We start from the raw sequence: 26,165 nt of genomic DNA, 5'->3' as shown, positions 1-26,165 counted from the left end.
GAATGAGCAGCACCACCGCACCCTCCTCAATCGGTACGGGGCAGACCGCGCGCTTCGATCCGTCGATCGCGCACCTGACCCATGTACCGCGCCGCCATTACGGACGCTGGATCGCCAGCGCCTTGATCCTCGCGGCGTTCGCCCTTGTGGTGAAGTCATTCGCTGAAGGACAGATCGACTGGGCCGTGGTCGGCCAGTTCTTCACGGCCCAGTCCATCATCAGCGGCCTCGGCAACACGATCATCATGACGATCTGCGCCATGGCCCTGGGCATCACGCTCGGCGTTCTGTTCGCTATCTTGGTGATGTCGCCCAACCCGGTCCTGAAGGGCATCGCCGTCTTCTACATCTGGTTCTTTCGCGGAACACCCCTCCTCCTTCAGCTCCTGCTCTGGTTCAACCTTGCTCTCGTTTTTCCGCGCATCGGCATCCCTGGATTGTTCGAGGCGCGCGTGGTCGATGTGATGACGCCTTTCGTGGCAACCCTGCTCGGCCTCGGCATCAATCAGGGTGCCTACACGGCCGAGGTCGTCCGGTCAGGCATCCTGTCGGTGGATGCAGGCCAGACAGAGGCAGCCAAGGCCATCGGCATGACGCGCCTGACCACCCTGCGCCGCATAGTCCTTCCCCAGGCCATGCGGGTGATCATTCCGCCGGTGGGCAACGAAGTGATCAGCATGGTGAAGCTCACGTCTATCGCCAGCGTGATCGGCTTCGCCGAAGTTTTGCGCAACGCGCAAACGATCTATTATGCCAATGCGCGGGTGATCGAGCTTCTGATCGTTTCCGCGGGCTGGTATCTGATCATCGTTACGGTCCTGAGCATCGGCCAGCATTTCCTTGAACGCTACTTCGCGAGGGGCTCGGGCCGGCGGTCTCGTCCTGCCGCGCCCTCGGCTGTGGAGAGCTGAGCCATGATGCCTATCGTCGTCGCAGCTGATGTGCGCAAAACCTTTGGGTCCGTTCAGGCGCTCAATGGTGTGTCGATGGAAATCCCCGCCGGACAGGTGCTCTGCATCGTCGGCCCCTCTGGGTCGGGAAAGAGCACGCTCCTTCGCTGCATCAACCAACTCGAGCGGATCGATTCCGGAGCCATCTGGGTCGATGGCGAACTCGTCGGCTATCGCCGTGTCGGGGACAAGCTCTATGAGTTGACAGATTCAGAGATTGCCCGCCAACGGCTAACGAGCGGCATGGTCTTCCAGCGGTTTAACCTGTTCCAGCACATGACGGCCCTTGAGAACATCATTGAAGGCCCGGTGACGGTGCAGAAGCGCCGCCGCAACGAAGTCACTGACGAAGCAATGGTGCTTCTGGAACGTGTGGGGCTCTCGGCAAAGCGCGATGCCTATCCGTCAGAGCTCTCCGGCGGTCAGCAGCAGCGCGTCGCCATTGCCCGCGCACTCGCCATGAAGCCCAAGCTGATGCTGTTCGACGAACCGACCTCGGCGCTCGACCCGGAGCTGGTCGGCGAGGTTCTTGCTGTCATGAAAGATCTGGCGCGTTCGGGCATGACGATGATCGTCGTGACGCACGAGCTTGGATTTGCACGCGAGGTCGCGAACGAAGTTGTCTTCATGGATCGGGGAGCCATTGTGGAACGGGGCTCACCGCAAGAGGTGCTGGTGCACCCGCAACAACAGAGAACCCGCGATTTCATCGCCGCGGTTCTCGCTTGACAAATGTTCCCCTCAGGAAAGGACAGACGACAATGAAACTGACAGCAGGTCTGCTCGCGAGCGTGATCGCTCTGGGCTTTGCAGCCCCGTCCCACGCAGCGGAGCTACCGGATCGCATCAAGAAGGCTGGCAAGATCGTCGTCGCGACGATGCCGAATTACGCGCCCATCACTTTCAAGGATCCGGCTACGAACAAGCTTACGGGCTTTGACATTGATCTGGGCGAGGCTCTCGCGAAGGAGCTCGGCGTTGGAATCGAATGGCAGGAAATCGCCTTCGCTCAGATGATCCCATCGCTTCAGACCGGACGTGTCGACATCGCGCTCGCCGGCATGAGCGATCTCCCGGCCCGCCGCGAGATCGTCGATTTCGTCGACTACATGAAATCCGGCGCGCAGTTCTACACTTCACCCGCCATGGCGGCGACCATCAAGGTGCCTGAGGACCTGTGCGGCAAGAAAGTCGGCGCGAGCCGCTCCACCAACTGGCCCCGCCAGATCGGCGAATGGAGCCAGGCCAACTGCGTGGCGAAGGGAAAGCCGGCCATTGAGGCCATCGGCACCGAGGGATCGGCTGATGCCCGCACGCAGCTGAAGACGCAGCGCCTCGATGCTGCCGTCCAGGGCAACGAGACCCTGCCGTACTTCCAGTCGCAGGAACCCAACAGCTATGTTCTCATCGGCGAGGCCTTCACGGTTTCCCTTTCCGGCATTCCCGTTCTGAAGACCGAAACCCAACTGCGTGATGCGATCAAGGAAGGTCTTGAGCGCCTTCAGCAGAAAGGCGTCTATGATGAGATCGTCAAGAAATATGGTCTCCAATCCAACAAGCTGACGCCCATCGGCATCAATCAAGGCACGGACTAAATCTGGACATGGGCTCACGCATCACTGCGTGAGCCTTTTCCTCATGTTCGGTTCACGCCAGCGAACATCGCTGCGCATTCAATGATTGCTCTTCCGCTCCTGGGCCATGAGCGCCGGCAGATCATCCCAGACATAAAGATAGTTCTGGGAGCGCCATACAGGACCCGGATCGGTATAGCTCCCGGCCCTTTCTCCTCCCATTCGTTCGTAGAACGCGATGGCCGGATCGTTCCCGACAACCACACCAAGTCCGACGCCGTTGTAGCCGGCCTCCATCATGTGGCGCGCAAGGTGAAGCAGCAGATTACGGCCAACGCCTTTGCGGTTGAAGGCGGCTGCCACATAGAGAAACTTGACCTCGGCTCGGCCCTGAAAGATGTCGTCGGAGGCTGGTCCGGCTGCACCGAATCCTGCCATTTGCCTCTCCGCTTCGGCAACCATAACGATCCGCTCGCTTTCGGCGTTTGAAAGCATACTCTGCCAACGGGCCAGCCTGACCTCCTCCGTCACCTCGTCGTATGCAGTTTGCGGAGCAAGACCGCGATAGGTCTCCCGCCACGTATGAAAATGCAGCCGCGCAATCGGCAGAACATCGGTCTTCTGTGCCAAACGGATCGTGATGGTCATTTTATACCTTGTGACTTCATGGCAGCTGTTCTGCTCCCACGTCTCCTATGGGTCAAAATCGGCCCTTAAGCTTGGCCGTGTGAAGGTCAGCTCATCGCGCAGTTGCAGACACTTTTGCTGTCCAGCGCTGCTGAGGCGGGAATTGCGCGAATTGTGTCTGCTGTTACCCGTGGCGTTACCCGAGAGAAAAGTCGGCCCAGACCCTCAGAGACAGAAAATCCACGAAACCCTTGCCTGTTAAGGGTTTGATGTGGTGAGCTCGCTGGGACTCGAACCCAGGACCCTCTGATTAAAAGTCAGGCAGCAGCGCATTCCCGGCGATTGATGATGATAGCTCAGTGAGCATAAATAGCTGATATCCTTAAATTTCTGTGGGTTGATCATTCCTGGCAATGGCTCTGCTTGCAAAATTCTGGCTACCTATTTGCTGTCCAGGTAGCCATACACGAGCCCATCCGCCATGCCCACTTGCAAGCTCACCAAGCGCACCATCGATACCCTCCCCGCCCCTGTCGGTCGTGATGAGATCTGGTGGGATGAAGACCTGAAGGGCTTTGGCCTGAAGATCACTCCAGCAGGGCGCAAGGTCTTCCTCGTTCAGTACCGGCCCTCTGGCGATCGCCGCAATCCTCGCAAGTACACGATTGGGGAATATGGCCCGACCACGCCTCATCAGGCCCGCGTCGAGGCCCATCGGGTCCTGGCCGAACGGGCGGCCGGGCGTGACCCTCAGGCTGAGAAGCAGATCGCGAAGCGCCGGATCGCCTCTGAACAGGTGGCAGACCTTGCTGCGGAATTCATCGCTAGGCACGCGTCACAGAACCGGACGGCCGCCGAGACCACCCGCATTCTGGACCGGGAGGTCCTACCCTACTGGGGCTCCTGGACGGTCGCCGAGGTGCGCAAGAGGGACGTCATTGCCCTACTCGACCGTGTTCGCGAGCGAGGCTCACCCATCATGGCCAATCGGGTGCTGGCCGCCGTACGCAAGTTCTTCAACTGGTGCATAGGACGCGGCATCCTAGACATATCACCTTGCGCCGGCATTGCAGTTCCAGCTCGAGAGCAAGCACGTCATCGCACTCTGACAGACTCGGAGCTTGCTGCAGTGCTTGAGGCCGCACGGTCGATCGGCTTTCCATTCGGTTCAATCGTTGAGACACTCATCCTGACAGGACAACGCCGAGATGAGGTTGGACGGATGACTCGGGAGGATCTGGATCTTGAGCGACAGATTTGGTTGGTTCCGGGCGAGCACGCTAAAAACGGGAAACCACACATCGTGCACTTGAACCAGCCCTGCCTTTCAGTTCTGAGGAGCATTCCCCAAACAGGAGACTTAGTCTTCTCAGTCAATGGCAAGGTCGTCTTCCAAGGTTTCTCGAAGGCCAAGAGACGCTTGGATCAGATATCCGGGGTGGAAGACTGGACTTTGCATGATCTGCGGCGCACTGTTGTCTCCGGTATGGCTCGACTCGGAGTAGCACCTCACGTTGCTGACAAAATCCTCAACCACCAGACCGGAACCATCTCAGGGGTTGCTGCCGTGTACCAGCGGCATGAGTTCATTTCAGAGCGCAGAGATGCCCTTCATCTTTGGGGAAGACACGTCGCAGGGCTTTTCCCAAAAGCAGTAGCAGCATGACTTTCAACCAAATATCGTAGTTTCGGCTCCCACTCTCAACGCCTAATCCGTTGTCATCCATGGCCATCTATTCGGGTCGTCCTGGTCACCCCGATATTGACCCTAACAAAGCGAACCGTCAGCGTTTTGGGCACAGCCATTAGATACAACAATTCATAACACGGCAGAAATTTCGAGAGGCCTGAGTCAAAGGTTCTAATCGTATTGTGCGTGCTTATTGCGGCTGGGACGAGCTACGCCCCCCTTCGGATAACGAGGCTGCATCGTTTCCTCGTAGGCCTTTTCGACCCACGTCTGGATGACTCGATCTGCTTCGGACAATGATAGGATGGTGGGCCATTCTGGAGGCTGTCGCCAACCTCTACCCCAAGTGCTCCGTTCTCCAAGTAACTTATCTAAAGCCTCGCAAGCGCCAAGCTCCCTATCGCCCAGTTGATACAATCCTTCCTTAGCGAGCATTAGTTTAACGGTGAATGGGTACACAAAGGCAGCTATCACAAGATGCTGCCAATCCTTCCAGTTCTGACTGAATTTCGGGCGATTGCCTCGATGAGCCATCGAACTGCGCGCTTCGTAAAGCTCTTTCATCCACTTCCGATGCAGTGGCCAGTTCTGCTGCGCGCCAGCGAATTTCGGATCGTTATCGGGTTTGATCCTACCCTTCGTATCGGAAATCGTCTGTCCGGTGAAAGGCTCCCATACAGTTGCGAAGGTCCTCGCTAAGGCATGTGCAGTGCCCTCTCCCTGTTCCCGCTTTGGCTCAAGCAGTCTCTCAAAAGCCATTGCGGAAAGCATTATGCAGGTGTCCCAACTAAGCTCAGGCGTCTCCGAGTGACCAAGGAGGAACAGTTCCAAAGACGATGCGATCCGCTCCGAAAGCTCAATTTTGGCGCTTTTGGCCTTATCTAGCGCCTTCGCAAGGCGCACGCCGACTACCCTGCATTCCGTGCCTTCGATTTGAGATGGCCTTTGAAAGACTACATCCTTGAAGCGCGCGCCCCCGACACGTAGCCCGCCATCCCGCCTAGAATAGAACAATCCTATCTTGTCTGAGCCAGCTACAATGTTGTGACCAATGAGATTAAACATCGTAGCGTTGAGGTGCGGACTGCCATGACCATCTAAAAATCGCTGCTCTGCCAAGCAGGCTAAAGCCAGAGTTTCCGCCGCAGTCTGCGCTCGCCTCCACATTCGCTCGGGAACGTTCCAAGCTTGCTGGTGCCGCAACCGGAGAAGGATGGTACATGCCTTGATCGGGTAGCCCTTACGGTCGACATAGAGCCGGAGAACTGATGCAACCGTATCAGCGATGTCCGCAGAGACTACTGCCGCTGGATCGTTGACCGTTATTGGTGAGAACCGAAAACCTCCTACGCTAATAGGTTCGGGTAGCGTTACCCACGGCAAAATGAGTATTTGGCCAGCGCAAGACACTATACTTTACCATCCACCGTTGACAGCCTTTTGCAGAGCAAGACGTACTGTCTCGTGCAGTTGTTGGTCATCCTCTGCGAGCCGTTGCTTGGCCTTTCGTATAAATGCTTCATAGCTATACAACTTTTCAATGCCAGGCTCATCGGTACTGAAACTTGCCCCGAATAACATTAAGGCAAGGCCATCGACCGCGCGCTTATCCTCCAACATTTTTCCTACTTGGCTGCGGCACTCATCATCCCACAACTTAGTATCCATCATGGCGTAAACCTGTTGTAGGCTCCAGTGGCATGGAATGAGCTTCCCAGATAGATGGGCCTGCTGCCACTTTTGTGTCAGTTCAAGTGCGTATTCACTAGTCTGCTCAGCTGTCAGGAACCACTTTTCGCCACCACGTTTCTCTCTACCAAATAGGCCATAGACGAAGATGTGGCGTCGCAACCATTGCGCGGTCAGTTCGCTTTCACCTGCATCGGCAAGTGCTTTGAAAACTGCAGCGCCCTCCGCCCGCAATTCGTTCCTCCGCCTCATAGAGCGGTCAAGCGTTGACGCGAGGCTACGAATAATTTCGTACATCGGCTGGTAGGCAGCTTGCCACTCGCAGTCGGGCTTCCTCACAAATTTGGCGATCCCATGCCAGAATGCGACGTGATCGATAGATGATGCTAGATCCACGTAGACGTCATCAAGACGATCTATCAGATGCTCTAAAGTACCGTCCGAGAATGCCCGCTGAAGCCGTCCTTCGACTTCGAAAGGTGAACCGCTTGTTAGCGCGATAATGTCGTCTCGTGAAACTGCTCCCGGAAGTAGGCCGAGTCGCAAGGTCGTAAGCAACGGCCGACGAAATCTGATCGCATCAGAGTGGTTACTCCGATTCCCAGGATCTTCAGCAAAATACGGGAACAAAAATCCAAGAAGAGCCGTGGTCCCGACATGTCGTTCTGAACTCGGGACGATTTCGCCAATACGGTCCTCGCGAGACTTGGTCCCATCATTGATGTGCCGGAGGATGCCGCGTTCTGAGATGGGATTTTCAACAACAAGGTCGGGTTCCCTCCGAATGCTCTCGCAGGTTCGAGGAGCCTTTATCGATAGGGCGGAGAAACCTAGAAGGTCGATCCAATCGACCTCGCCTTGGAGCATTCCAGCAAGGACATGGTAAGTTCCTACCAGACGTCGGACATCTCGGGGGGTGTCAATGACATCTTCTATTAGGAGCTGAACAAGTTCCCTATAGCGGTCAATTTGATCAAAGGCCTCTGGAATTGATAGTTCCGACGCTAACGTCGCAATCTCAGCATTAAGCAGTCGGGTTATCTCATCGGCAAACGTTATTGGCAACGGCAACTGAAGCTGGACGATCTTCTCAAGGTATGCCCTGCCTCTCTCTTCCCGGTTCTCCGGTGAAGCCCCAGAGCCGAGTGCCTGTACAACTCGGTCGGGATCATAGGCGAGTACGTAGGAAATTCCTGGGAAGTCGGCCACAGATCTCACGAGTTGTGCAACCGTGCGAATTTCATCATCTTCGACGCGGTCTATCTCGTCGATCAGGACCACAATCGGACCTTGGATCGCATCAAGATCGTCTATCAAGCGACGACGTAGGACGTCCAGGCTTTCTTTCTGTGAAAGCGCATCCTTGAGTGAACGCAACCCTCCCGCGAGGATCGTTCCGAAGCCAGGTTTCCAGAGATTGCCTATTGGAGCGAGTTGCGCCCCATAGTCTGCCAAATTCGCTGCTAGCTTCTTGTATTTACCCAGCCGTTTTGCGTCAGCCCTGATGGTGCCGATAAGTTCCCCAAGGAATTCCCCGATAAGGTCGTTACGCCCCGACACAAGCCAGGGATCGAAGCGTACTATTAGAGCATCCTCATATTGGGTTTCGAGGTGATCCTGCAGAAGGTTAAGGATAGATGATTTACCACTGCCCCATGGGCCTGTGACACCGACGACGACACCTGTAGCCTTCCGGGTGGTTGGATTGACCAACGCCGCCGCTAGTCTCCCGATGAAGCGTGAGCGATCTAATCTATCGTCAGGTGTTTTCTGAATAGGCCTCTCAGGATGGGGAGGTGTCGGCGACATATGAAGCTCATCGTTCCTTCTTTGGAGTTCGACATACCACTTATCGATGATGCTTGTCTTCCGCCGCTTGAACTCGTTAAGAATGTGTAAATACCGTCTAAGTACGACGTGGAATGCGACTTCGATTGGCTAGCTGCTTCAAATTCCCAGGCTAGCTCCAACAACCTATCCAGCTCGCAGTCGCTTCCAAAGCTTTCTAATTTTTGGGCGCGCCCAGTCTTCGGAGGGAGCTCCACCTGCACAATTTGCCTCTACGTATGCATCGAGTGCACGTCTCCGAAGATCAGCTTCTGTCTTAGGAGCTGGATTACTCTCATACAAAATTCTAAAGGCTTCCATTAGAAAAGCCTCTGCATCGTACTTGGTAGGAGCTCCACCTCGATTGCGAGCCTGATCGTATACGCTATTCCTACGTTCATAGTCAGCTGAGAGCTTTGCGAGCACTGTGATCTGCTTCCGCGGGACGACCACCTTTCCGGAAAGCTGATACTCAATGTGCTGATCAGTGATGCGCTGCGTTTCGGTGACTTCAACGGTGGGGCGCTCATCCCAGAATTCAGGCGGGAGCGAACTTAGTGAGCCACTCTCGTTCTCAAAATACCCCTGCAACGCGCCTTTGAGCAGCAACTCCCGTAACAGAGTTGGTATACTCTGAGGCAAACGTCTAATCTGATTTTGGGCTGGAGACTCACGAAGCCTTCCCTCGCCCCAACTCCTCTGCCTGTCTGAAGGGGAAGGTTCAAGGATATCCACATGGGAAGTTGATCGGTTCTCCAATATGGGTTCATTCCGCCAAAGCGGTGATGCGTCCGCAAGTTCTTGCGAAGCCTCTCGCAAAGAGATGTAATTCGATGGGGTACGAGACCGGAAGAGTTTCCACATCCTGCAATTATGACTCAAATCCTGTGACGGCTCACCGCGGGGGAACGTCGCGGAAAGGACAGGGCTCCGGAGCACTCAGGGGCCCTCCCCAGACGTCACCGAGTTGTTCCAGGTTCCTCTAGGTTCTTCAAGGACCGCCATCTCAAACGCGGGTACTCCTCAGGGCAGAACGGCAGCTTCTCAGCAGTTCATATCAAGGAGAGTGAGATGGTGAAGGCATATGGCGCCGCGCAAGGTTCTGAGGATTCCCTCACTACTTCACAAGCGGCCAAGTATCTCGGAATGAGCGCCAGCTACCTGGCGAAGGCCAGGATGGACGGCACAGGCCCTCGCTTTATGAAGATCGGCCGCTCAGTTCGATATCGTGCAACAGATCTCGACGATTTTCTGCGCTCGTGTACGCGGAGTTCGACTTCCCAAGGCTGACCTAAATCGCACTGCGCAAGATGGCAACGTCACGTTCTCGTGAAAATTAAAGTGTCTGCGCATAACCATCCATCGCGATCTAACAAGATATACGAACGTATACTTCAGTAAATTAAGATTAGTATTCTTTACTACAGTACCATGCAATGGTATTCACTTGACGTATTCACAATACGAACTATCGTCAATCGTAATACATCTTGGGGAACACCCAGCTATCTTCAGGAGATCATAATGAGCCCTGCCCAGGAGCCATCTTTCCAGGATCTAATTACCGCCCTCACCAATGACAGGACACTCCCGCTGCCGCGGCGGCGCCAGTTGACTTGCTCCGTTCGGAGGATCGCAAAGGCCCTGGATCGCAGGCCTGACGAACTGCCTGCTTCCTGGAGCAGGGTGCGCTCTCGTGTTGAGCAGATCCACCCGGCCGAACTCGGGTGGACTCCTCAGACGGCCGCCAATCACCGCTCCGGCCTACGCAAGGCCCTGCAGTGGTTCCAGCCCAACCCTACGTCTCAGCAGACGGGCAGGACACTTACTCCAGCATGGGCGGCGGTTTGGGCGCACCTCGCGGATGAGACCCTGAAGAAGCGGTTGGGGTCGCTGATCAAGTACTGCTCGGCCCGGGACATTCGGCCTGAGGACGTTGGTGAACCGGTTCTCGATGCCCACATGCGCTACCGAGAGGAGGAAACGCCAGAAGCCTTCGGTGTTTCTGAGCGACGGCAGATCGCCCGGGCATGGAACCGTTGTGCCCAGTCCATCGCAGGCTGGCCCCAGCAGCAACTCATCGTGCCGCCTGACCGGCGCTACAAGGGGCCAGCTTGGACCGACTTTCCCAATAGCCTCCGGGCCGAGGTCGAGGCCTACTTTGATGGTATCACGTGCCATCCGCAGCGGCTTGGAACAGGCAATGCAAGACGTTGCTCGCCCAGAACCATCCAGACCCGGCGGCGGGAGCTCATTGCCTTTGCCGGCAAAGCGGTCTCAATCGGATATTCGATCAAGACCCTCACCTCCCTGTCGGTCCTCCTGGACCCGGCCTTGGTCCGCGATGTGGTCGAGGCGTATTGGGCGGAAGACGGTGAAAAGCCTAAGCGCTACACAGTCGACCTGCCCTGGCGGCTTCTCGTCATTGCCAAGGGAACCCAATGCTTGAAGCCAGAGGCCCTGAGGGAACTGTCGGAGATCCGGTCCGCAGCACAGAAGAAGCAGCCACGTGGCCTGACCGAGAAGAACCGGAGTGTCATCCGATCGGTCAAGTCAACCGATGTCTGGGCGCGGGTCGGAGCGCTGCCGGCGATCCTGATGCGGGAGGCACGGCGGCACAAGGCCAGCAGCCCCTACAAGGCTGCCCTGAAAGCGCAGATCGCTGTTGCAATTGCCATCCTGACGATGGCGCCGGTGCGCATCGGCAATCTCGCAGCAACCAAACTCGATCAGCATCTCGTCCGTGTCGGCGGGCCTAAAGGGCTCTTCTGGCTGCTGTACGAAGCCCATGAGGTGAAGAACCACATGGATCTCGAGTTCACGTTTGATGCTGAACTGACGGCTCTCGTGACCGAATACATCGAGATGCACCGACCGGTCCTACTGCGTGGTTCAAACGAGCGCTGGCTCTTTCCGGGGATGAGAAGGGGACGGTTCAAGGCCCCTCACCTGCTGAGTGCCCAGATCCGCAATATGGTCGAGAAACGTACCGGCCTGAGGATCACGGCCCACCAGTTCCGGCACGTCGCGGCGGCGATGCTGCTCAAGAAGTTTCCTGGCAACTATCCGCTCGTCGCGAAGGTGCTCGGGCACAAGAGTGTGGTGACGTCCGTGAACAGCTACATCGGCCTTGAGACGCTTGAGGCCAATCAGATTTTTGCGGCGCTCGTTCGCGAGAACACGTGCTCTCTTCAGCTGGCATGAGGTGACTGAGATGATCCGTTCGCTCCCCCTCTCCTCCTGGCCAGACGACGACCAGCGGGCCTGGGCTGAGGCGTGCCGTCCGACACAGCGGCTTCGTCTTGGTGGCCGTGCATCGCATATGAAGCCTGTGTCCCAGAACGATCTCGCGCGGCGCTATGGCTATTTCCTCTGGACCTTGATGCAGACAGGGCAGCTCGATTTGGATGCCCCTCGAGGCGCTCAGGTGACTTCGGAGGCCGTGGCGCAATTCATCGCGAGGGTCGAACCTCATTGGAGCAGCGTCACCCGATCTCAGTCCGTGTTCAAACTGCGGCGGATGACCGAGATCTTGGCGCCCGAAAAAGACCTGGTCTGGCTGCGTGCGATCGAGGCGGATCTGCGGTCCGAGGCACGCCCGAAGCGCCGACGCGAGAACGTAACGACCAATGAGCTGCTGCAGGCCGGGGAAGCGCTGTTCCAGGAAGCCGAGAATGCCTCCCACTTCAGTCCGAAGAAACGCGCGTGTCTGGCGCGCAATGGGCTGATGGTGGCCCTGCTCGCAGTCGGCCCCATTCGGCACAAGAACTTTGGCGAATTGACGCTGGGAACCAGCTTCCGCCGTCTTGAGGGTAGCTGGTGGATCATCCTCGAGGCCGAGGACACAAAAGCCGGCCGAGTGGACGAGAGGCAGGTGCCGGAGTATCTCAACCTGCTGGTGGAGCGATATCTCGCCACCTACCGGCCTATTCTGCTGGCCCGACAGGCTGCCACCTCTGACTGTGAAAGGGCGCAGGCCAAAGCCACGCGATTGCTTCTGGACTGCTCATTAGAGGTCATGTCCGGCCCGTTATGGATCGCAGTCACGGGAGAGCCCCTCACCTACTCGGCTGTCGGCGCTGCAATCACCGACACCGTCGAAGCCACAATTGGGGTCCGGCTGAGCCCGCATGCGTTCCGCCGCGCTGTAAGAACAACCGTGACGTATTCTGGCGGGGAGCATCGCGGCCTCACGCGAGGGGTACTGCAGCACAACAGCACGCGTGTCGGGGATGAGCATTACGACAGCGACTCAACCCGGCGAGCAGGCCTCGAGCTGACCGCAATCATACGAGGGCTCACGAAGTAGCTCTCTATGCGTGCTCTGGGGAGCCCCTTCAAGTCAGGACCGAAGCTGCTGATCTAATTGGTCAGTGGAGCGACACCACCGCAGGCCTCTGAGGGAAGGAGGAGCAAGGGAAATTCCCTGCCCTTTCGGACGTCCGCTTTATGCCTCTAACCTGACCAAGGCCTTAGGTCTCAGATGTGCCAGTTTCCGACATTCCCGGGTCGGCCCGGCCTCAGGAGAAGCGGAGATCGACGGGCCGTTCACCGCGCAGTTCCCGCAGCGTCTCGGCGTTGGGGCAGTACCCGCGGTAGGTCAGCGACGCCTGTCCCTGATCGAGGTCCCGTCGGCAGCGGGCGGCAACCGCACATTCCGAGCAGGTCACGCTCATGTCGCGCATCAGCGCGGCCCGCTCGTGCCTGATCCCTTCGGGGTCGAGGGAGAGTACCTGCATCAGCCGCGGCAACTCCTTGCCGGCTTGGGCGCCACGTGCCACGAGGCGGACCACCACGTCCTCCGCCACCCCGATGTCGCGGGCCAGTGCTTCCCTCTGGTCCGGACCGAGGGCATCGAGCTCGTGCGCCCGTGCCCGGTTTGAATGCCATTGCCTGATCGTCTCTGCCAAACCCATGTTCGCCTCCATGCTGCCGGGCGAGGATGCCGGAGGCCACGGGTCCGGACGTTGATCCAGCGCAAGCTCAAGACCGCTTTTCCGGTCTCAAGCGGCCAAGCCCGGGCCGGTGAACACCTTCCAGTAGGCCAGGGCGAAGCCGACGAACGCTCCTGCCCACGCGCCGCCCGCCACATGCAGCAGCGCGTCGCTCCAGGCCGGGTGGATCGCGGCGCAGACCCGCGCGAGCGCGGCCGTGACGAGCAACAGGTAAATTCCCTGCATGGATGCCGTTGCAACGAGCGCCCTCCCCGTATGACCGAGGCTTGCCCGGGACATCACCGCCAAGGTCATGATGCCCATGGCCCCGCCCGTCCAGGCATGGATGCCAGCGCCAGACGGCAACAGCCCTAGGGCCAACAGGCCGACCAGGATGAAGCCGAGCGGCACGAACGCGTAGGCGACATGCAGGATCAGGACGAGGCGGTTACGCCAGGTGCGCTCGCCCGCCCAGCGCGCCAGCCGAACAGCCTGGAGCACGCCAGCGGCAATCAAGGCTGCGCCGGTCACGCTCCAGTCCGGAGCGGCAATCCAGGCCAGGAGCGCGACGCCCGCTGCGATCAAGGAGGCCACGTCGAAGCGTCCGAACGAGGCCGGCAGGCGGCCCGGGTTCTCGCGCACGATCCAGTTGCGGGTGAAGCTCGGGATGATGCGCCCGCCGACCAGCATGATCAGCATCATGGTGGCGGCGATCCCGAGGCGGATGCCGTAGTCGGCGGCGCCGAGGAGATGCGCTTCGACATGGAAGACGATGTTGCCGACGGTGAGCACCCCAAGCGCGATCAGGACCTTGAGGTTGCGCCAGTTCTTCCCTCTGATGATCTCGCGGCCCATGGCGGCCGCGACAAGGACCAGAAATGCGCCGTCGATGACGGCGGCCGCTTCCCAGCCGATCCAGGCGGACGTGGTGACCGCGATCCGGCCCGCCGCCCAGACCAGAACGAGGACGAGCAACGGTCGTCCCTGGAGCGGCATCTGCCCGGTCCAGTTCGGGACAGCCGTCAGCAGGAACCCGGTTATCACGGCAGGAAGGTAGCCGTAGAGCATCTCATGGATGTGCCAGTCGCGTGGCGCGAAGGCCGTCGACAGCTCCAGCTCGCCGTAGAACAGCGGCAGCCAGGCCAGGATCGCGAGGCCGGCATAGAGCGATCCGAAGAGGAAGAATGGCCGGAAGCCGTAGGAGAGAAGCGCGGGGCCCTTGTAATCCCGCAGGCGGGGAATGGGAGCCATTACCGATCTCCTTTCAAGCTCTCGCAGCCGGTCGCGGCTTGGACCGCGCGAAGACATTGGCGCCGCCGCGACGATGCTGCCGCGGCGGCCCATGGGTCATACGTGAGTGTTACTTCGCGGCGGTCTGGGTCGCCGCGAGCTTGTCGAACAGGTTGGTGAAGGCCTGCTTGGCCTTGCCGGGATGCGTGGCGGCCTTCGCCTGGTCCGCGTTCGTCGGCTCACCCACCACGATCATGCCCACCATGCCCATGCCGTAGTGAGGCTTGCACTTGTAGCCGTACACGCCGGGCTTGTCGAAGGTGATGGCGAGTTCCTCGTTGACCTTGCCGACGAACTTCTGCCCACCTTCCGGCAGCATGCCGTCGACGGTCTCGACGTTGTGGCCCTTGTCCGAGGCCACGAACTTCACGGTATCGCCCGGATTGATCTTCACCAGCGCGGGTTCGAACACCATGACGCCTTCGGTGCCCTTGTTGAGCATCTTCACCTCGACCTCGGCGGCGCTGGCCGCACCTGCGAAGCCGAAGGCCGCCACGAGAGCGCCGAGTACGATGATCTTCCGCATGATTGTCTCCTGTTGCTATGCGAAACCCTGAGCCTCTGTCCGAAGCTCTTGAGAGGGTGATACGCCCCGCCGATCCGACCGTACTTGCGCTTGCGCAATGAGTTGGCGCATTTGCCTAGAACCCGATGAGAGACAAGGGACTTGGTTGCGCCACGGCAAACAGGCAGGTACAGGCATCCCGTCGATCCCCTCGGCAGACGGTTGGCCCGTTCGAACGGAACCTGGCGCTCGTCCGTTGTCCCGGCGCGGACCGTTTCAATGAAAGGCAGGTGGATGGCCGGCGTCGATCAATCCCTCGTGGCGGACCTTCCGATGTTCGCCGGCCTTGCGCCGGAGCAGGTCGACCAGTTGCTCCAGGAGGCGCAGTCGGTGCGCTACCCGAAGGGAACGAACGTGTTCCAGCAGGACGGGGATGCCCATTCCTTCTTCATCCTGCTGCACGGCCATCTCAGGGTGTTCAAGCTCACGCCCGACGGGCAGCAGGTCGTGGTCCGCTTCGTCTCGCCCGGCGAGGTGTTCGGCGTCGCCATGGCGATCGGCCGCACGACCTACCCGGCGACGGCGCAGGCGGTGGTGGACAGCATCGCCCTGGTCTGGCCCTCCGCCGCATGGCCCCGCCTCGTGGCGACCCATCCGGGACTGGCGGTCAACACGCTCCAGACCGTGGGCAGCCGGCTCCAGGACGCCCATACCCGTGTGGTGGAGATGTCGACCGAGCAGGTCGAGCGCCGCATTGCCCATGCCGTACTCCGGCTCGTGCGGCAGTCCGGGCGCAAGGTCGAGGCCGGAGTGGAGATCGACTTCCCCATCACGCGCCAGGACATCGCCGAGATGACGGGCGCCACGATGCCCACCGTGAGCCGCGTCCTGAGCGCCTGGGAGAGCCAGGGCCTCGTCGCGGGCGGCCGTCAGCGGATCGTGATCCGGGAGCCGCACAAGCTGTTCCTGCTCGCCGAAGGCTTGCCTGACTGACGGAGCGGCGACCGCCGAACTGCCTTGACTGGTCCCATCACGGCCGCGCCGGACCTGCGATGTCATCGGAGGCGGCAGTCGCCCTGAGTTCGGCCAGGAAGGCCGCACGATCGACCCTGTGCTCGTCGCAGGCGTCGTCGACGGTGTGGAAGCAGGCGATGGGACACCCGACGCAGCGCATCCGGTGATCCAGGAACACGCGGATGGTCGCGGGCCATCGCCGCATGACGTCGTCGACGAGGTGGGTGGATGCGATGGTCATGTGAGCCTCCGGCGGTAACGATCGGACATCAGGTCTAAGCCGCCTCCCCGCATCGGTCCTTGTCCCGGCGCAACGATGCTGTCGGGCGATGCCGGATTTCGCTGCGGTGCTTGCGCCAGGGCAAGGAGCGGCATCGTCCGACGGGCGAAGGTCAGGACCAGCGACGGAGGGAAAGCCATGACCGGACATTCGACGAAGAACCAAGCGCTTGATCCCGACATCCTCGACTGCCTTCTGGAGGTGATGGATCCGGAGGTCGGCCTCAGCGTGGTCGACCTTGGCCTCGTCTACCGGGCAGTGCGCGGCGACGACGGCATCGAGGTAGCGCTCACCCTGACAACAAGGGCCTGCCCGCTCGGCGAGATGATCGTGGAGGACGCGCGCGAACGCCTCTCGCGCCGGTTCCAGGACGTGCCGCAGGTCACCGTGAGCTTGGTGTGGAGCCCGCCCTGGAACCCGGATCGCATCACGGACAGGGGACTCGAGCTTCTGGGCCATTGCCCTCGGGAGAAAGCCTGATGAGCACCCCGACTGCTGCGTCAGCCCCCTCTCCCATTGTCCCCTCGCCGTTGGGTTCACGGACGGGGATGAGAGCCATGCTCCTTTCCTTCGGCATCCTTGCCCTGCTGGGCGGCCTATGGGGCGCGCTGGCACGGCTGGGCTGGGACTTGCCGCACGGCTCCTCCCTTGCAGCCCTGCACGGGCCGCTGATGATCTCAGGGCTGTTCGGAACGCTGATTGGCCTCGAGCGCGCCGTCGCGCTCGATCGTGGCTGGAGCTACGCCGCTCCCGCGTTCTCCGGCCTCGGGACGCTGGCCCTGCTGGCCGGAGTGCCGGAGGCCGTGGGCGCAGGCGCCTACACGATCGCGGCGGCGGTGCTTGCGGGCGGATCCCTGCTGATCACGATCCAGCAGCCTGCGGTGTTCACCGGTGCGCTCCTGTTCGGTGCGCTCGCCTGGCTTGCCGGGAACATCCTTTGGCTGACGGGGCAGCCCGTGCCCGACCTGGTGGGCTGGTGGCTCGCCTTCCTGGTCCTGACCATCGCGGGCGAGCGCCTGGAGCTCAGCCGCCTCATGCCGCAGCGCCGCGGCAGCGAGGCCTTGTTCCTGTTCGCCGTCGGACTGCTCGTCGTCGGCGCCCAGAATAAACTCATGACCGAGAACGGCGCGATCCTGTTCGGCATCGCCCTCATCGTCACCACCCTGTGGCTGCTGCGGCACGACATCGCCCTACGGAACGTCCGCAGGACCGGGCAACCCCGCTTCATGGCGGCCTGCATGCTCGCGGGTTACGCCTGGATGGGTTTTGCGGGTGTCTCGCTGATCGGTTTCCCTCCCGGCGAGAGCAGCTTCGGATACGACGTCGCGCTCCATGCGGTGCTGATCGGGTTCGTGCTCTCGATGGTGTTCGGGCACGCGCTCATCATCCTGCCTGCGGTTGCGCGCGTCGGGCTTCGCTACGCACCCCTCCTCTACCTGCCACTCATGCTGCTGCACCTCTCCGTTGCGCTGCGCGTCGGCGGCGGACTGGCCGGATGGGAAGCGGTACGCCAGGGAAGCGGCATCCTTACGGTCGTCGCCCTCGTGACGTTCGTCGGCGCTCTGGTCATGGCCCGCCGCCGTGACGGGGAGCCTTCCCGCCGCCAAGGCCGCTCGGAAGTGCCGAGCGTTGATCCCGCGGCATAGGAACCTAGGTTCAAGGCGATGGACCGTCGGCGGAACGTGAGGAGCTGGTGCAGGCAGGCGACCGCGCTGGTCGCGGCCCTGTCCCTGATCCTGCACGTCGGCCTCATGGCCCTCGCGACGCAACCACCGTCACTTCCGGCGTTCGGAGGGGCCGACTTCGCGCGGCACGTGCATTATTCCGGCGACGCGAACGGATCGCATCACGACAGGCCCGGGACGACGGCCGGCCATGCGAAGCCGTGCTGCATCCTGAGCCATGTCAACGGCATGCCTGCGCCGCCTGCGGCCAGTCTCCCGATCCCGCCGTACGCCATCCCATCCGTTCCTGACTTCGAGGACCGGTCCCCGTCCGGGGCGGCGCGATCCCTCACGTCCTATCCTGTCGGTGCCCGTGCGCCACCTGCGTTGGCTTGATCGTCAACACCCGACCGATCCCGAACGCAGGACAGAACCATGATCACGATGCTTGCCCGCGGGGCGCTTGCTGCCGCCCTCCTTTCGCTTGCCGTACCCGTACAGGCCCATACCACCCTCGAAACGCAGCAGGCCCCCATCGCCTCGACCTACAAGGCGGTGCTGCGCGTCGGCCACGGCTGCGAGGGAGCCCCGACCCTGAAGCTGCGCGTGCGCATTCCCGAGGGCGTCATCAACGTCAAGCCGATGCCCAAGCCGGGCTGGGAGATGGAGACCGTCAAGGCACCCTACGCGAAGGCGTCCGACTACTACGGCACCGCGATGTCAGAGGGCGTGCGCGAGATCGTCTGGACGGGCAAGCTGCTCGACGAGCACTACGACGAGTTCGTCTTCCGTGCCTATCTGACGGACAGCCTCAAGCCCGACACCATGCTCTACATCCCCGTCGTGCAGGAATGCAGCGGAGGCAAGGCCGACCGCTGGATCGAGATTCCGGCCGAGGGCAAGAGCGCCGACGACTACCAGTATCCGGCACCGGGGCTGAAGCTCCTGCCGGCCAAGGCCACCCACTGACAAGGGAGCGGGGAGCCGTCACGCGGCTCCGCGTACCGCCATGCTCCGGGCCATTCTCATCATGCTCTGGCTGGCGCTCGCAGGGCTGTGGGGCAGCGATGCCGCCCTCGCCCACGCGGCGCTGGTCGAGTCCCATCCCGCAGACGGTGCCGTCGTGGAGGACGTTCCGTCCACCGTCCGCCTGCACTTCAACGAGCCCGTCTCGCCCATCGTCGTCAGCCTGACCGATGCCCGAGGTCAGGTGCATCGCGGCCTTCACGTTGCCGCACGCAACGAGGTGCTGGAGGTGGCCATGCCAGGGGACCTTCCCCGCGGCAGCCATGTCCTGAGCTACCGCGTCGCGTCGGGCGACGGCCATCCGATCGGCGGGTCCATCGTGTTCGCGGTCGGCGCCGCAACGGGACCCGGCACCAAGCCTCCCCTCGGGGGAAACGACGCAGTCCGCCGTGGTCTCTGGCTGGCGCGCGTTGCCCTTTACCTTGGGCTGTTCGCGGGCGTGGGAGGCGCGTTCTTCCTGGCCTGGCCCGCGCCCGGCCTCGAGGCAGGCCGGACCAAGCGCGTCCTGATCGGCTTTGTCGCCTTCGGCGTCCTGGCGGCCGCGACGTCGCTGGGCCTCCAGGGCATCGATGCCCTCGGAGAGACGCCCGCGTCCCTCGGCACCGCCGCAGTGTGGGTGGCCGGGTGGCGGACCGCGTTCGGACCGACGGCCGCGATCGGGGCTGCCGCTCTCCTCCTCGCCGGAACAGGCCTGTACGGACCCACGGGTTGGCGGCGGGGATGCAGCCTTGCCGCCATGGCCGGGGTCGGCCTGTCGCTGGCCTGGAGCGGCCATGCCAGCGCCGCCGCCCCGCAATGGCTCACGCGCCCGGCCGTGTTCCTCCATGCGGTGGGCGTCGCCTACTGGGTCGGGGCGCTGATCCCCCTCGCCTTCGCGGTCCGGCAGGATCCCGCCAACGCGCTTCCGGTCGTCCGCCGGTTCTCCACCGGCGCCCTCGTCGCGGTCGCCCTGCTGACGCTGGCCGGGCTCGTGCTGGCGGTGATCCAGGTCGAGGCGCCCGCGAACCTGACGGAGACGGAGTACGGGCGGGTCCTGATGGCCAAGATGCTCCTCGTGATCATGCTGATCGGTTTGGCGGCACTGAACCGCATGCGGCTGACACCTGCGCTGGCGGTGCCGGGAGGCTCCGGCGGCACGTGGCTGGTCCGCTCCGTCGCCGCCGAGATCGTCGTGTCCGCCTGCATCCTCGGGGTGGTCGGGCTGTGGCGGCTCACCCCGCCGCCGCGGGCGCTGGCAGCGGCTACCGAGGCCGCCGCATCCGCCAGCGTCCACCTGCATTCGCCGCGGGTCATGGCGCAGGTCACCCTGTCGCCCGGGCGGGCCGGGGCCGCGCGGGCGCGGATCGTCGTCGCCTCCGGACGCGCCGAGCCGGTCAGCCCGAAGGAAGTGACCCTCGTCCTGGCCAAGCCGGAGGCCGGGATCGAGGCCATCGCGCGTCCGGCACGTCAGGACGGCCGGCAGGGATGGCTGGTCGTCGGCCTTGTCCTACCGCAGGCCGGCGCCTGGCAGGTCAAGGTCGACATCCTCGTCGACGACTTCGAGAAGGCGAGCCTCGAAGGGAGCATCACGGTCCGCCCCTAAGTCCCGCCGCTAGCGCCGCTGCAATTCCGGAAGGTCGTTCCTCAGCCACGCCAAGCGGGCGATGGCGCGCCCGGCCAGGGCCTGGACCTGATGCAGGGACTTCTCGTCGAGCAGGGCATCCCCGGCCTCGAGGTAGCGGTCGGTGAGGTGCTCGGCCAGGGCCACCGGATCGCTGGACGTTCCCTTCGCAGGCCCTGACGCCCCCATGGCGATGGGCGACCGCCCAAGCTCGTCCGCGTGACTCCTTGCCTCCTCGATGAAGCCTTGGAGACGGGCGCGCTCCTGCGGTGGGGCCTTGGCGGCGAGAGGTTCGAGCAGGTCCGCAAGCCGCCGCTCCAGGGCCGCGGCGTCCGGGCCACCATTCGTGTCCCCTGCCCCGTCGTTCACCTGCCTGCGTTCGGCATGGAAGGCGCTCCGCCGCTCGCGGCGGAGGGTCGCCACGTGTCCCAATTCCTCGTGCGCCATGGCTTCCGCCGCCTGCCGGACCTCGTCGGTCTCCGCATGGGCGGCGACATAGCTCCAGAAGGCGAAGGCCCGCTCCTCGTTGCGCACCGCCATCGAGAGCGCGCGGTAGGCGCTCAGAAGCCGTGGGTGAGCCGTGGCGACGCCTTCGTCGTCGAAGGTCTCGGGAGCCTCCCAGCGGATCCGGGCGGAATCGGGCGCCTGGCCCTTCGTTCGCTCCGACCAATGCACGACGCTGTCGAGGTGGCCCTGCTCGTCGGCCGACAGGCGCTCGAACACCTCCGCCAGTGCGGGATCGCCCTCCTGCCGCATGCGCGCGGCGATCTCGGCATAGCGGGTCGCGGCCTCCTGCTCCATCGCCGCCGCGATCGCGAACAGTTCCTCCAGGGACTTCACGGAACCGCCGGGTTCGGATTTCAGAAGGGACATTGGCACTCTCCGCACGACGCAGGAAATCGGCATGAAGGGTTGACAGGGCAGTCTCGCTTCGGCCAGTTTGACGCAGATCAATGCCCGCCCGAACACCGAATGACATGATCGTTCTGGGCCTCGCGAGATCGATTTCAACAGCCCCGGAAAGATCGCGACCTTCCATCGGAACCAATTCCGGCTGGAGACCGTTAGCGTTTTTCTGTTCAGAAGCACAAGCGCAACTCTGGACGGTCCCCTGGTGGCAAGAACCCATTCGCCCGGTCCCACCCGACATCTTGCGAATACTCGTTTTACGTTTTCTTGGATTGCGGTCCTGCTCGGGGCCATGATGCTTCTCCTCTGGGTGTCTCCCGGCATGGCGGCAGGCCGGGTGCAGGAGTTCCTCCCGAAGGCCCAGCCGGCCGACTTCTTCCCCGGCGCCGATCGGTTCGGCGCGCCGCAGGGCGATCCGCCCCTCGTCCCGGTCCACCAGGGCGACCGCCTTCTCGGCTACGTCTACCTCAACTCCGACATCACGAGCGCCACCGGTTACTCCGGCAAACCGATCCATCTCCTGGTCGGCATCGATCCGAACGGTGTGATCACCGGAATCAAGCTCGTCGACCACAAGGAACCCATCGTCCTCATCGGCATCCCCGAGCGGCGCATCGTCGACGCCATGAACACCCTCATCGGGCGTGACATGAAGCCGATCTCGAGCGGCGCCGAGCGCCCGCCCCAGGTTGACATCGTCAGCGGCGCCACCGTGACGGTGCTCGTGATGGGCGACAGCGTCGTGCGCTCCGCCGTGCGCCTCATCCGCAGCGGCCGTCTCGGGACGGGCGGAGCGCAAGCCGCCGGAGCGGCCACGCCTGCTCCCGCCCCCACGAGGACCGTCGACCTTTCGAGGAGCGAGGTCCGCGATTGGCAGACGCTCCTTGGCGACGGCTCGGTCCGCCGCCTGTCGCTGACCGTCGGCGAGATCAACGAGGCCTATGCCAAGGCGGGCAACAAGGAGGCGGCCAACAACGCCGAAACGGGCGACCCGAACGACACCTTCATCGACATGTACGTCGCCCCCGTGAGCGTGCCCACGATCGGGCGCAGCCTGCTCGGGAACGCCGCCTACGAGCAGCTCAAGGCCCGGCTCAAGCCCGGCCAGCAGGCCATCGTCGTGGCCGGTGACGGCGTCTACTCGTTCAAGGGCTCGGGCTATGTCCGGGGCGGCATCTTCGACCGCATCGAGCTGCTCCAGAACGGCCAGGGAGTCCGCTTCCGCGACCGCAACCACACCCGTCTCGGCGATCTTGCCGCGGAGGGCGCCCCGGCCCTGCGCGAGATCGCCCTGTTCGTGGTGCCCGAGGACTTCGATCTCGACCTCACCGAGCCGTGGCAGATTCAGTTGCTCGTTCAACGCAACGTGGGTGCCCGTGACCGGGCGTTCCTGACCTACACTCTCGAATACACGCTGCCTGACCCGTATCTCCGGATCGAGCAGCCCACCGCGCCGGCACCAACGCCTGCCCCGCCGCCATCGCAGCAGGCCCAGGTTCAAGGTCAGCCCAATGCACCTGTGCAGTCGGCACCGCCTGCCGAGCCGTCGCTGAATGATTCTGACGCGCTCGCGGCCGGGGAGATTGAGGAGCCACTCTGGCTCAAGATCTGGAAGACCAACACCGTTTCCATCGGCATCGCCGCCTTCGCCCTTCTCGTCCTCACCGCCATCTTCTTCTTCCAGGATGCCCTGGTGAAGCGCCCGAAGGTCTATGTCTGGGTGAGGCGTGCCTATCTCACCTTCACGCTGGTGTGGCTCGGCTGGTACGCCAACGCACAGCTCTCGGTCGTTAACGTCCTGACCTTCACCAACTCACTGATCACCAACTTCAACTGGGAGTTCTTCCTCGCCGCGCCGTTGATCTTCATCCTCTGGGCGGCGGTCGCGGCCGGGCTTCTGTTCTGGGGCCGCGGTCCCTTCTGCGGCTGGCTCTGCCCCTTCGGCGCATTGCAGGAACTCACCAATAACATCGCGCAGTGGCTCAAGGTGCCGCAGATTACCGTGCCTTGGGGCCTGCACGAGCGCCTGTGGCCGATCAAGTACATCATCTTCCTCGGTTTGTTCGGGTTGTCGTTCTACTCCGTCGCCCTGGCCGAGGTCTTCGCCGAGGTCGAGCCGTTCAAGACCGCGATCATCCTGAAGTTCGTCCGCGACTGGCCCTTCGTCATCTATGCCCTGACGCTGCTCGCGGCCGGCCTGTTCATCGAACGCTTCTTCTGCCGCTATCTCTGCCCACTCGGTGCCGCACTTGCCATTCCGGGCCGGATCCGCACCTTCGAGTGGCTCAAGCGCTGGCCCGAGTGCGGCTCGCCCTGCCAGCGCTGCGCCAAGGAATGCCCGGTCCAGTCGATCCATCCGGAGGGGCAGATCAACGTCAACGAGTGCATCTACTGCATGCATTGCCAGGAGCTGTACCACGACGACCAGCGCTGCCCGCACATGATCCAGGTCCGCCTCAAGCGCGAGAAGCGCGAAGCCCTTTCGTCCCCGTCCATGCGCCAGAACAAGGACGGCGGCAAGGGACCTGCTAAACCGATCATCACCCACAAGGGCAAGGCTGTCGGCACGCCCACGGACGAGCCGACTACGGCCGACTTCCCGACAACCGCTTCATGACAGAGGAGCCTCCCATGGCAAGCGAAGAGAAGAAGAATGGACTGAGTCGCCGCGACATGCTCGGCACCACGGCTGCGGTCGCGGTGGCCGGAGCGGCAGGCGTGGCGGGCGGAGTTTCACTGAAGGACACGGGCGTGATCACCCCCGCCGAGGCTCAGACGGCCCCCGGTGCTCCGGCCGCGCGGCCCGCCGTCGCCAACAAGTACGAGGTCAAGCCGGGCGAACTCGACGAGTACTACGTGTTCTTCTCCAGCGGCCAGACAGGCGAGGTCCGCATCGTCGGCCTGCCCTCCATGCGCGAGTTGATGCGCGTCCCAGTCTTCAACCGCGACAGCGCCACCGGCTGGGGCCAGACCGACCAGAGCCGCAAGATCCTCACCGAGGGCCTGACGCCGCAGAGCGTCGAGTACCTGAAGGACAAGGGCGGGGTCTATACCGCCGGCGACCTCCACCACCCGCACCTGTCGTTCACCGACGGCACATACGACGGGCGCTACCTCTTCGTGAACGATAAGCTGAACACCCGCGTCGCCCGCATCCGCCTTGACGTCATGAAGTGCGACAAGATCATTCAGCTCCCGAACCAGCACACCGTGCATGGCCTGCGCGTGCAGAAGTACCCGCGCACGGGCTACGTGTTCTGCAACGGCGAGGACCGCGTTCCGATCCCGAACGACGGCAAGATCCTGGACGATCCGAAGCAGTACTCGTCGATCTATACGGCGGTCGACGGCGACACCATGAAGGTCGCCTGGCAGATCAGGGTCGACGGCAACCTTGACAACACCGACGCGGACTACCAGGGCAAGTACTCCTTCGCCACCTGCTACAACTCGGAGGAGGGCGTGACGCTGGCCGAGATGATGGCCAAGGAGCAGGACTGGGTCGTCATTTTCAACCTCAAGCGCATCGAGGAGGCGGTGAAGGCCGGCAAGGCCGAGATGATCGGCGGCGTGCCGGTCCTCGACGGGCGCAAGGGCTCGCCCTATACCCGCTACGTTCCGGTCGCCAACAGCCCGCACGGCATCAACACCGCGCCGGACGGCATCCACTTCGTGGTCAACGGCAAGCTCTCGCCCACCGTCTCGGTGTTCGACGTGCGCAAGCTCGACGACCTGTTCGACGATAGGATCCAGCCGCGCGACGTCATCGTGGCGGAGCCGGAACTCGGCCTCGGTCCGTTGCACACTGCCTATGACGGCAAGGGCAACGCCTACACGACCCTGTTCCTGGACAGCCAGGTGGTGAAGTGGAACATCGACATGGCGATTCGGGCGTTCAAGGGCGAGAAGGTCAATCCGGTCATCCAGAAGCTCGACGTGCATTACCAGCCGGGCCACAACCACACCTCCATGGGCCAGACCAAGGAGGCCGACGGCAAATGGCTGATCTCGCTGAACAAGTTCTCCAAGGACCGCTACCTCAACGTCGGCCCGCTCAAGCCCGAGAACGACCAGCTCATCGACATCTCGGGCGACCGCATGGTGCTCGTGCATGACAGTCCGAGCTTCGCCGAGCCGCACGACGCCACGATTGTCCATCGCTCGAAGATCAATCCGTTGCACACCTGGAAGCGCGACGACCCGTTCTTCGCCGACGCAGTGCAGCAGGCCAAGGCCGATGGCATCACCTTGGAGACGGATTCGCAGGTGGTTCGCGACGGCAACAAGGTGCGGGTCTACATGACCTCGTCGGCACCGGCGTTCGGGCTGGAGAGCTTCCAGGTGAAGCAGGGCGACGAGGTGACAGTGTTCGTGACCAATGTCGACGAGGTCGAGGACCTGACCCACGGCTTCGCGATCGTCAATTACGGCATCAACATGGAGGTTGCGCCCCAGGCCACGGCCTCGGTCACGTTCAAGGCCGACCGGCCCGGCGTGTACTGGTACTTCTGCTCCTGGTTCTGCCATGCGATGCACATGGAGATGAAGGGCCGCATGTTCGTCGAGCCGCAGGCGACCTGACGCCA

23 protein-coding genes are annotated in these 26,165 nt (G+C 62.2%); 15 read left to right on the top strand and 8 right to left on the bottom strand.

The features are described from left to right. The first annotated feature begins 2 nt into the window (after nucleotides 1-2). From FHR70_RS19245 to FHR70_RS19235, 3 genes are read left to right on the top strand one after another with little or no spacing between them, the layout of a single operon-like run. A complete protein-coding gene (locus FHR70_RS19245; protein ID WP_183453198.1) occupies nucleotides 3-911 on the top strand; it encodes an amino acid ABC transporter permease in 909 nt (302 codons plus the stop codon). A gap of 3 nt (nucleotides 912-914) precedes the next feature. After that, on the top strand, nucleotides 915-1,679 hold the full coding sequence (locus tag FHR70_RS19240) for an amino acid ABC transporter ATP-binding protein (protein WP_183453196.1): 765 nt from the start codon (nucleotides 915-917) through the stop codon (nucleotides 1,677-1,679). A gap of 32 nt (nucleotides 1,680-1,711) precedes the next feature. Next, entirely contained in the window at nucleotides 1,712-2,545 is an 834-nt protein-coding gene (locus FHR70_RS19235) for an ABC transporter substrate-binding protein (RefSeq protein ID WP_183453194.1), read from the top strand. Nucleotides 2,546-2,623: 78 nt separating this feature from the next. Here the strand turns inward: FHR70_RS19235 and FHR70_RS19230 are convergent, their stop codons facing one another. Next, a complete protein-coding gene (locus FHR70_RS19230; protein WP_183453192.1) occupies nucleotides 2,624-3,172 on the bottom strand; it encodes a GNAT family N-acetyltransferase in 549 nt (182 codons plus the stop codon). Nucleotides 3,173-3,632: 460 nt separating this feature from the next. Between FHR70_RS19230 and FHR70_RS19225 the strand changes: the two genes are divergently transcribed. Beyond that, nucleotides 3,633-4,817 (top strand): tyrosine-type recombinase/integrase, encoded by a 1,185-nt coding sequence (locus tag FHR70_RS19225; protein WP_183453190.1) that lies wholly within the window; start codon nucleotides 3,633-3,635, stop codon nucleotides 4,815-4,817. 195 nt (nucleotides 4,818-5,012) lie between these two features. Here FHR70_RS19225 and FHR70_RS19220 read toward each other — a convergent pair whose 3' ends face one another. Both FHR70_RS19220 and FHR70_RS19215 read right to left on the bottom strand, forming a co-directional pair. Then, complete coding sequence (locus FHR70_RS19220) at nucleotides 5,013-5,744, bottom strand: hypothetical protein (protein ID WP_183453188.1); 732 nt, start codon at nucleotides 5,742-5,744, stop codon at nucleotides 5,013-5,015. 513 nt (nucleotides 5,745-6,257) lie between these two features. Further along, on the bottom strand, nucleotides 6,258-8,339 hold the full coding sequence (locus FHR70_RS19215) for a KAP family P-loop NTPase fold protein (protein WP_183453186.1): 2,082 nt from the start codon (nucleotides 8,337-8,339) through the stop codon (nucleotides 6,258-6,260). Nucleotides 8,340-9,428: 1,089 nt separating this feature from the next. On the opposite strand from FHR70_RS19215, the gene FHR70_RS19210 reads away from it, so the two are divergent. The 3 genes from FHR70_RS19210 (at nucleotide 9,429) to FHR70_RS19200 (ending at nucleotide 12,666) form a co-directional block, all read left to right on the top strand. Then, nucleotides 9,429-9,647 (top strand): helix-turn-helix transcriptional regulator, encoded by a 219-nt coding sequence (locus FHR70_RS19210; protein WP_183453184.1) that lies wholly within the window; start codon nucleotides 9,429-9,431, stop codon nucleotides 9,645-9,647. A 396-nt stretch (nucleotides 9,648-10,043) separates the two neighbouring features. Then, nucleotides 10,044-11,561, top strand: coding sequence for a tyrosine-type recombinase/integrase (locus tag FHR70_RS24545; protein WP_183453182.1), 1,518 nt, complete (start codon nucleotides 10,044-10,046; stop codon nucleotides 11,559-11,561). 127 nt (nucleotides 11,562-11,688) lie between these two features. Next, nucleotides 11,689-12,666 (top strand): hypothetical protein, encoded by a 978-nt coding sequence (locus tag FHR70_RS19200; protein ID WP_183453180.1) that lies wholly within the window; start codon nucleotides 11,689-11,691, stop codon nucleotides 12,664-12,666. Nucleotides 12,667-12,877: 211 nt separating this feature from the next. Here the strand turns inward: FHR70_RS19200 and FHR70_RS19195 are convergent, their stop codons facing one another. The 3 genes from FHR70_RS19195 to FHR70_RS19185 form a co-directional block, all read right to left on the bottom strand. Next, entirely contained in the window at nucleotides 12,878-13,273 is a 396-nt protein-coding gene (locus FHR70_RS19195; protein ID WP_183453178.1) for a hypothetical protein, read from the bottom strand. An 87-nt stretch (nucleotides 13,274-13,360) separates the two neighbouring features. After that, complete coding sequence (locus FHR70_RS19190) at nucleotides 13,361-14,542, bottom strand: NnrS family protein (protein ID WP_183453176.1); 1,182 nt, start codon at nucleotides 14,540-14,542, stop codon at nucleotides 13,361-13,363. A gap of 109 nt (nucleotides 14,543-14,651) precedes the next feature. Next, nucleotides 14,652-15,107 carry a pseudoazurin gene (locus tag FHR70_RS19185; protein WP_183453174.1) on the bottom strand — a complete coding sequence of 152 codons (456 nt, stop codon included), beginning with the start codon at nucleotides 15,105-15,107 and terminating at the stop codon, nucleotides 14,652-14,654. Between the two features lie 273 nt (nucleotides 15,108-15,380). On the opposite strand from FHR70_RS19185, the gene FHR70_RS19180 reads away from it, so the two are divergent. Next, the gene (locus FHR70_RS19180) at nucleotides 15,381-16,079 is read left to right on the top strand and encodes a Crp/Fnr family transcriptional regulator (RefSeq protein ID WP_183453434.1); all 699 of its coding nucleotides are present in this window, start codon (nucleotides 15,381-15,383) and stop codon (nucleotides 16,077-16,079) included. A 37-nt stretch (nucleotides 16,080-16,116) separates the two neighbouring features. Here the strand turns inward: FHR70_RS19180 and FHR70_RS19175 are convergent, their stop codons facing one another. Further along, nucleotides 16,117-16,341, bottom strand: coding sequence for a DUF1858 domain-containing protein (locus FHR70_RS19175; RefSeq protein WP_183453172.1), 225 nt, complete (start codon nucleotides 16,339-16,341; stop codon nucleotides 16,117-16,119). 177 nt (nucleotides 16,342-16,518) lie between these two features. Between FHR70_RS19175 and FHR70_RS19170 the strand changes: the two genes are divergently transcribed. The 5 genes from FHR70_RS19170 to FHR70_RS19150 all read left to right on the top strand — a co-directional run bounded on the left by FHR70_RS19170 (nucleotide 16,519) and on the right by FHR70_RS19150 (nucleotide 20,652). Continuing rightward, a complete protein-coding gene (locus FHR70_RS19170; RefSeq protein WP_183453170.1) occupies nucleotides 16,519-16,860 on the top strand; it encodes a metal-sulfur cluster assembly factor in 342 nt (113 codons plus the stop codon). Between the two features lie 77 nt (nucleotides 16,861-16,937). Continuing rightward, nucleotides 16,938-18,026, top strand: coding sequence for a hypothetical protein (locus FHR70_RS19165; RefSeq protein ID WP_183453168.1), 1,089 nt, complete (start codon nucleotides 16,938-16,940; stop codon nucleotides 18,024-18,026). An 18-nt stretch (nucleotides 18,027-18,044) separates the two neighbouring features. Then, nucleotides 18,045-18,440 carry a hypothetical protein gene (locus FHR70_RS19160; protein ID WP_183453165.1) on the top strand — a complete coding sequence of 132 codons (396 nt, stop codon included), beginning with the start codon at nucleotides 18,045-18,047 and terminating at the stop codon, nucleotides 18,438-18,440. Between the two features lie 48 nt (nucleotides 18,441-18,488). After that, nucleotides 18,489-19,013, top strand: coding sequence for a YcnI family copper-binding membrane protein (locus tag FHR70_RS19155; RefSeq protein WP_183453432.1), 525 nt, complete (start codon nucleotides 18,489-18,491; stop codon nucleotides 19,011-19,013). A gap of 40 nt (nucleotides 19,014-19,053) precedes the next feature. After that, a complete protein-coding gene (locus FHR70_RS19150; protein ID WP_183453163.1) occupies nucleotides 19,054-20,652 on the top strand; it encodes a copper resistance protein CopC in 1,599 nt (532 codons plus the stop codon). A 9-nt stretch (nucleotides 20,653-20,661) separates the two neighbouring features. Here FHR70_RS19150 and FHR70_RS19145 read toward each other — a convergent pair whose 3' ends face one another. Next, entirely contained in the window at nucleotides 20,662-21,543 is an 882-nt protein-coding gene (locus FHR70_RS19145) for a ferritin family protein (RefSeq protein ID WP_183453161.1), read from the bottom strand. 331 nt (nucleotides 21,544-21,874) lie between these two features. On the opposite strand from FHR70_RS19145, the gene FHR70_RS19140 reads away from it, so the two are divergent. Then, entirely contained in the window at nucleotides 21,875-24,196 is a 2,322-nt protein-coding gene (locus tag FHR70_RS19140) for a 4Fe-4S binding protein (RefSeq protein ID WP_246408328.1), read from the top strand. Nucleotides 24,197-24,210: 14 nt separating this feature from the next. Further along, entirely contained in the window at nucleotides 24,211-26,160 is a 1,950-nt protein-coding gene (nosZ, locus tag FHR70_RS19135; RefSeq protein ID WP_183453159.1) for a TAT-dependent nitrous-oxide reductase, read from the top strand. Nucleotides 26,161-26,165 lie beyond the last annotated feature (5 nt).

Source organism: Microvirga lupini (genome assembly GCF_014191055.1).
In the GTDB taxonomy this organism is placed as follows: Bacteria; Pseudomonadota; Alphaproteobacteria; order Rhizobiales; family Beijerinckiaceae; genus Microvirga; species Microvirga lupini_A.
The sequence above is the reverse complement of the archived record's forward strand: the minus strand, read 5'-3'. Positions and strand labels throughout refer to the sequence as shown.

Excerpts from the sequence above, each read along its gene's own strand:
- FHR70_RS19195 (WP_183453178.1), bottom strand. The coding sequence starts at position 13,273 with ATGGGTTTGGCAGAGACGATCAGGCAATGGCATTCAAACCGGGCACGG.
- FHR70_RS19190 (WP_183453176.1), bottom strand. The coding sequence starts at position 14,542 with ATGGCTCCCATTCCCCGCCTGCGGGATTACAAGGGCCCCGCGCTTCTC.
- FHR70_RS19165 (WP_183453168.1), top strand. The coding sequence starts at position 16,938 with ATGCTCCTTTCCTTCGGCATCCTTGCCCTGCTGGGCGGCCTATGGGGC.
- FHR70_RS19175 (WP_183453172.1), bottom strand. The coding sequence starts at position 16,341 with ATGACCATCGCATCCACCCACCTCGTCGACGACGTCATGCGGCGATGG.
- FHR70_RS19140 (WP_246408328.1), top strand. The coding sequence starts at position 21,875 with ATGCTTCTCCTCTGGGTGTCTCCCGGCATGGCGGCAGGCCGGGTGCAG.
- FHR70_RS19185 (WP_183453174.1), bottom strand. The coding sequence starts at position 15,107 with ATGCGGAAGATCATCGTACTCGGCGCTCTCGTGGCGGCCTTCGGCTTC.
- nosZ (WP_183453159.1), top strand. The coding sequence starts at position 24,211 with ATGGCAAGCGAAGAGAAGAAGAATGGACTGAGTCGCCGCGACATGCTC.
- FHR70_RS19245 (WP_183453198.1), top strand. The coding sequence starts at position 3 with ATGAGCAGCACCACCGCACCCTCCTCAATCGGTACGGGGCAGACCGCG.
- FHR70_RS19170 (WP_183453170.1), top strand. The coding sequence starts at position 16,519 with ATGACCGGACATTCGACGAAGAACCAAGCGCTTGATCCCGACATCCTC.
- FHR70_RS19150 (WP_183453163.1), top strand. The coding sequence starts at position 19,054 with ATGCTCCGGGCCATTCTCATCATGCTCTGGCTGGCGCTCGCAGGGCTG.
- FHR70_RS19210 (WP_183453184.1), top strand. The coding sequence starts at position 9,429 with ATGGTGAAGGCATATGGCGCCGCGCAAGGTTCTGAGGATTCCCTCACT.
- FHR70_RS19225 (WP_183453190.1), top strand. The coding sequence starts at position 3,633 with ATGCCCACTTGCAAGCTCACCAAGCGCACCATCGATACCCTCCCCGCC.
- FHR70_RS19240 (WP_183453196.1), top strand. The coding sequence starts at position 915 with ATGATGCCTATCGTCGTCGCAGCTGATGTGCGCAAAACCTTTGGGTCC.
- FHR70_RS19215 (WP_183453186.1), bottom strand. The coding sequence starts at position 8,339 with ATGTCGCCGACACCTCCCCATCCTGAGAGGCCTATTCAGAAAACACCT.
- FHR70_RS19145 (WP_183453161.1), bottom strand. The coding sequence starts at position 21,543 with ATGTCCCTTCTGAAATCCGAACCCGGCGGTTCCGTGAAGTCCCTGGAG.
- FHR70_RS19180 (WP_183453434.1), top strand. The coding sequence starts at position 15,381 with ATGGCCGGCGTCGATCAATCCCTCGTGGCGGACCTTCCGATGTTCGCC.
- FHR70_RS19155 (WP_183453432.1), top strand. The coding sequence starts at position 18,489 with ATGCTTGCCCGCGGGGCGCTTGCTGCCGCCCTCCTTTCGCTTGCCGTA.
- FHR70_RS19235 (WP_183453194.1), top strand. The coding sequence starts at position 1,712 with ATGAAACTGACAGCAGGTCTGCTCGCGAGCGTGATCGCTCTGGGCTTT.
- FHR70_RS19230 (WP_183453192.1), bottom strand. The coding sequence starts at position 3,172 with ATGACCATCACGATCCGTTTGGCACAGAAGACCGATGTTCTGCCGATT.
- FHR70_RS19160 (WP_183453165.1), top strand. The coding sequence starts at position 18,045 with ATGGACCGTCGGCGGAACGTGAGGAGCTGGTGCAGGCAGGCGACCGCG.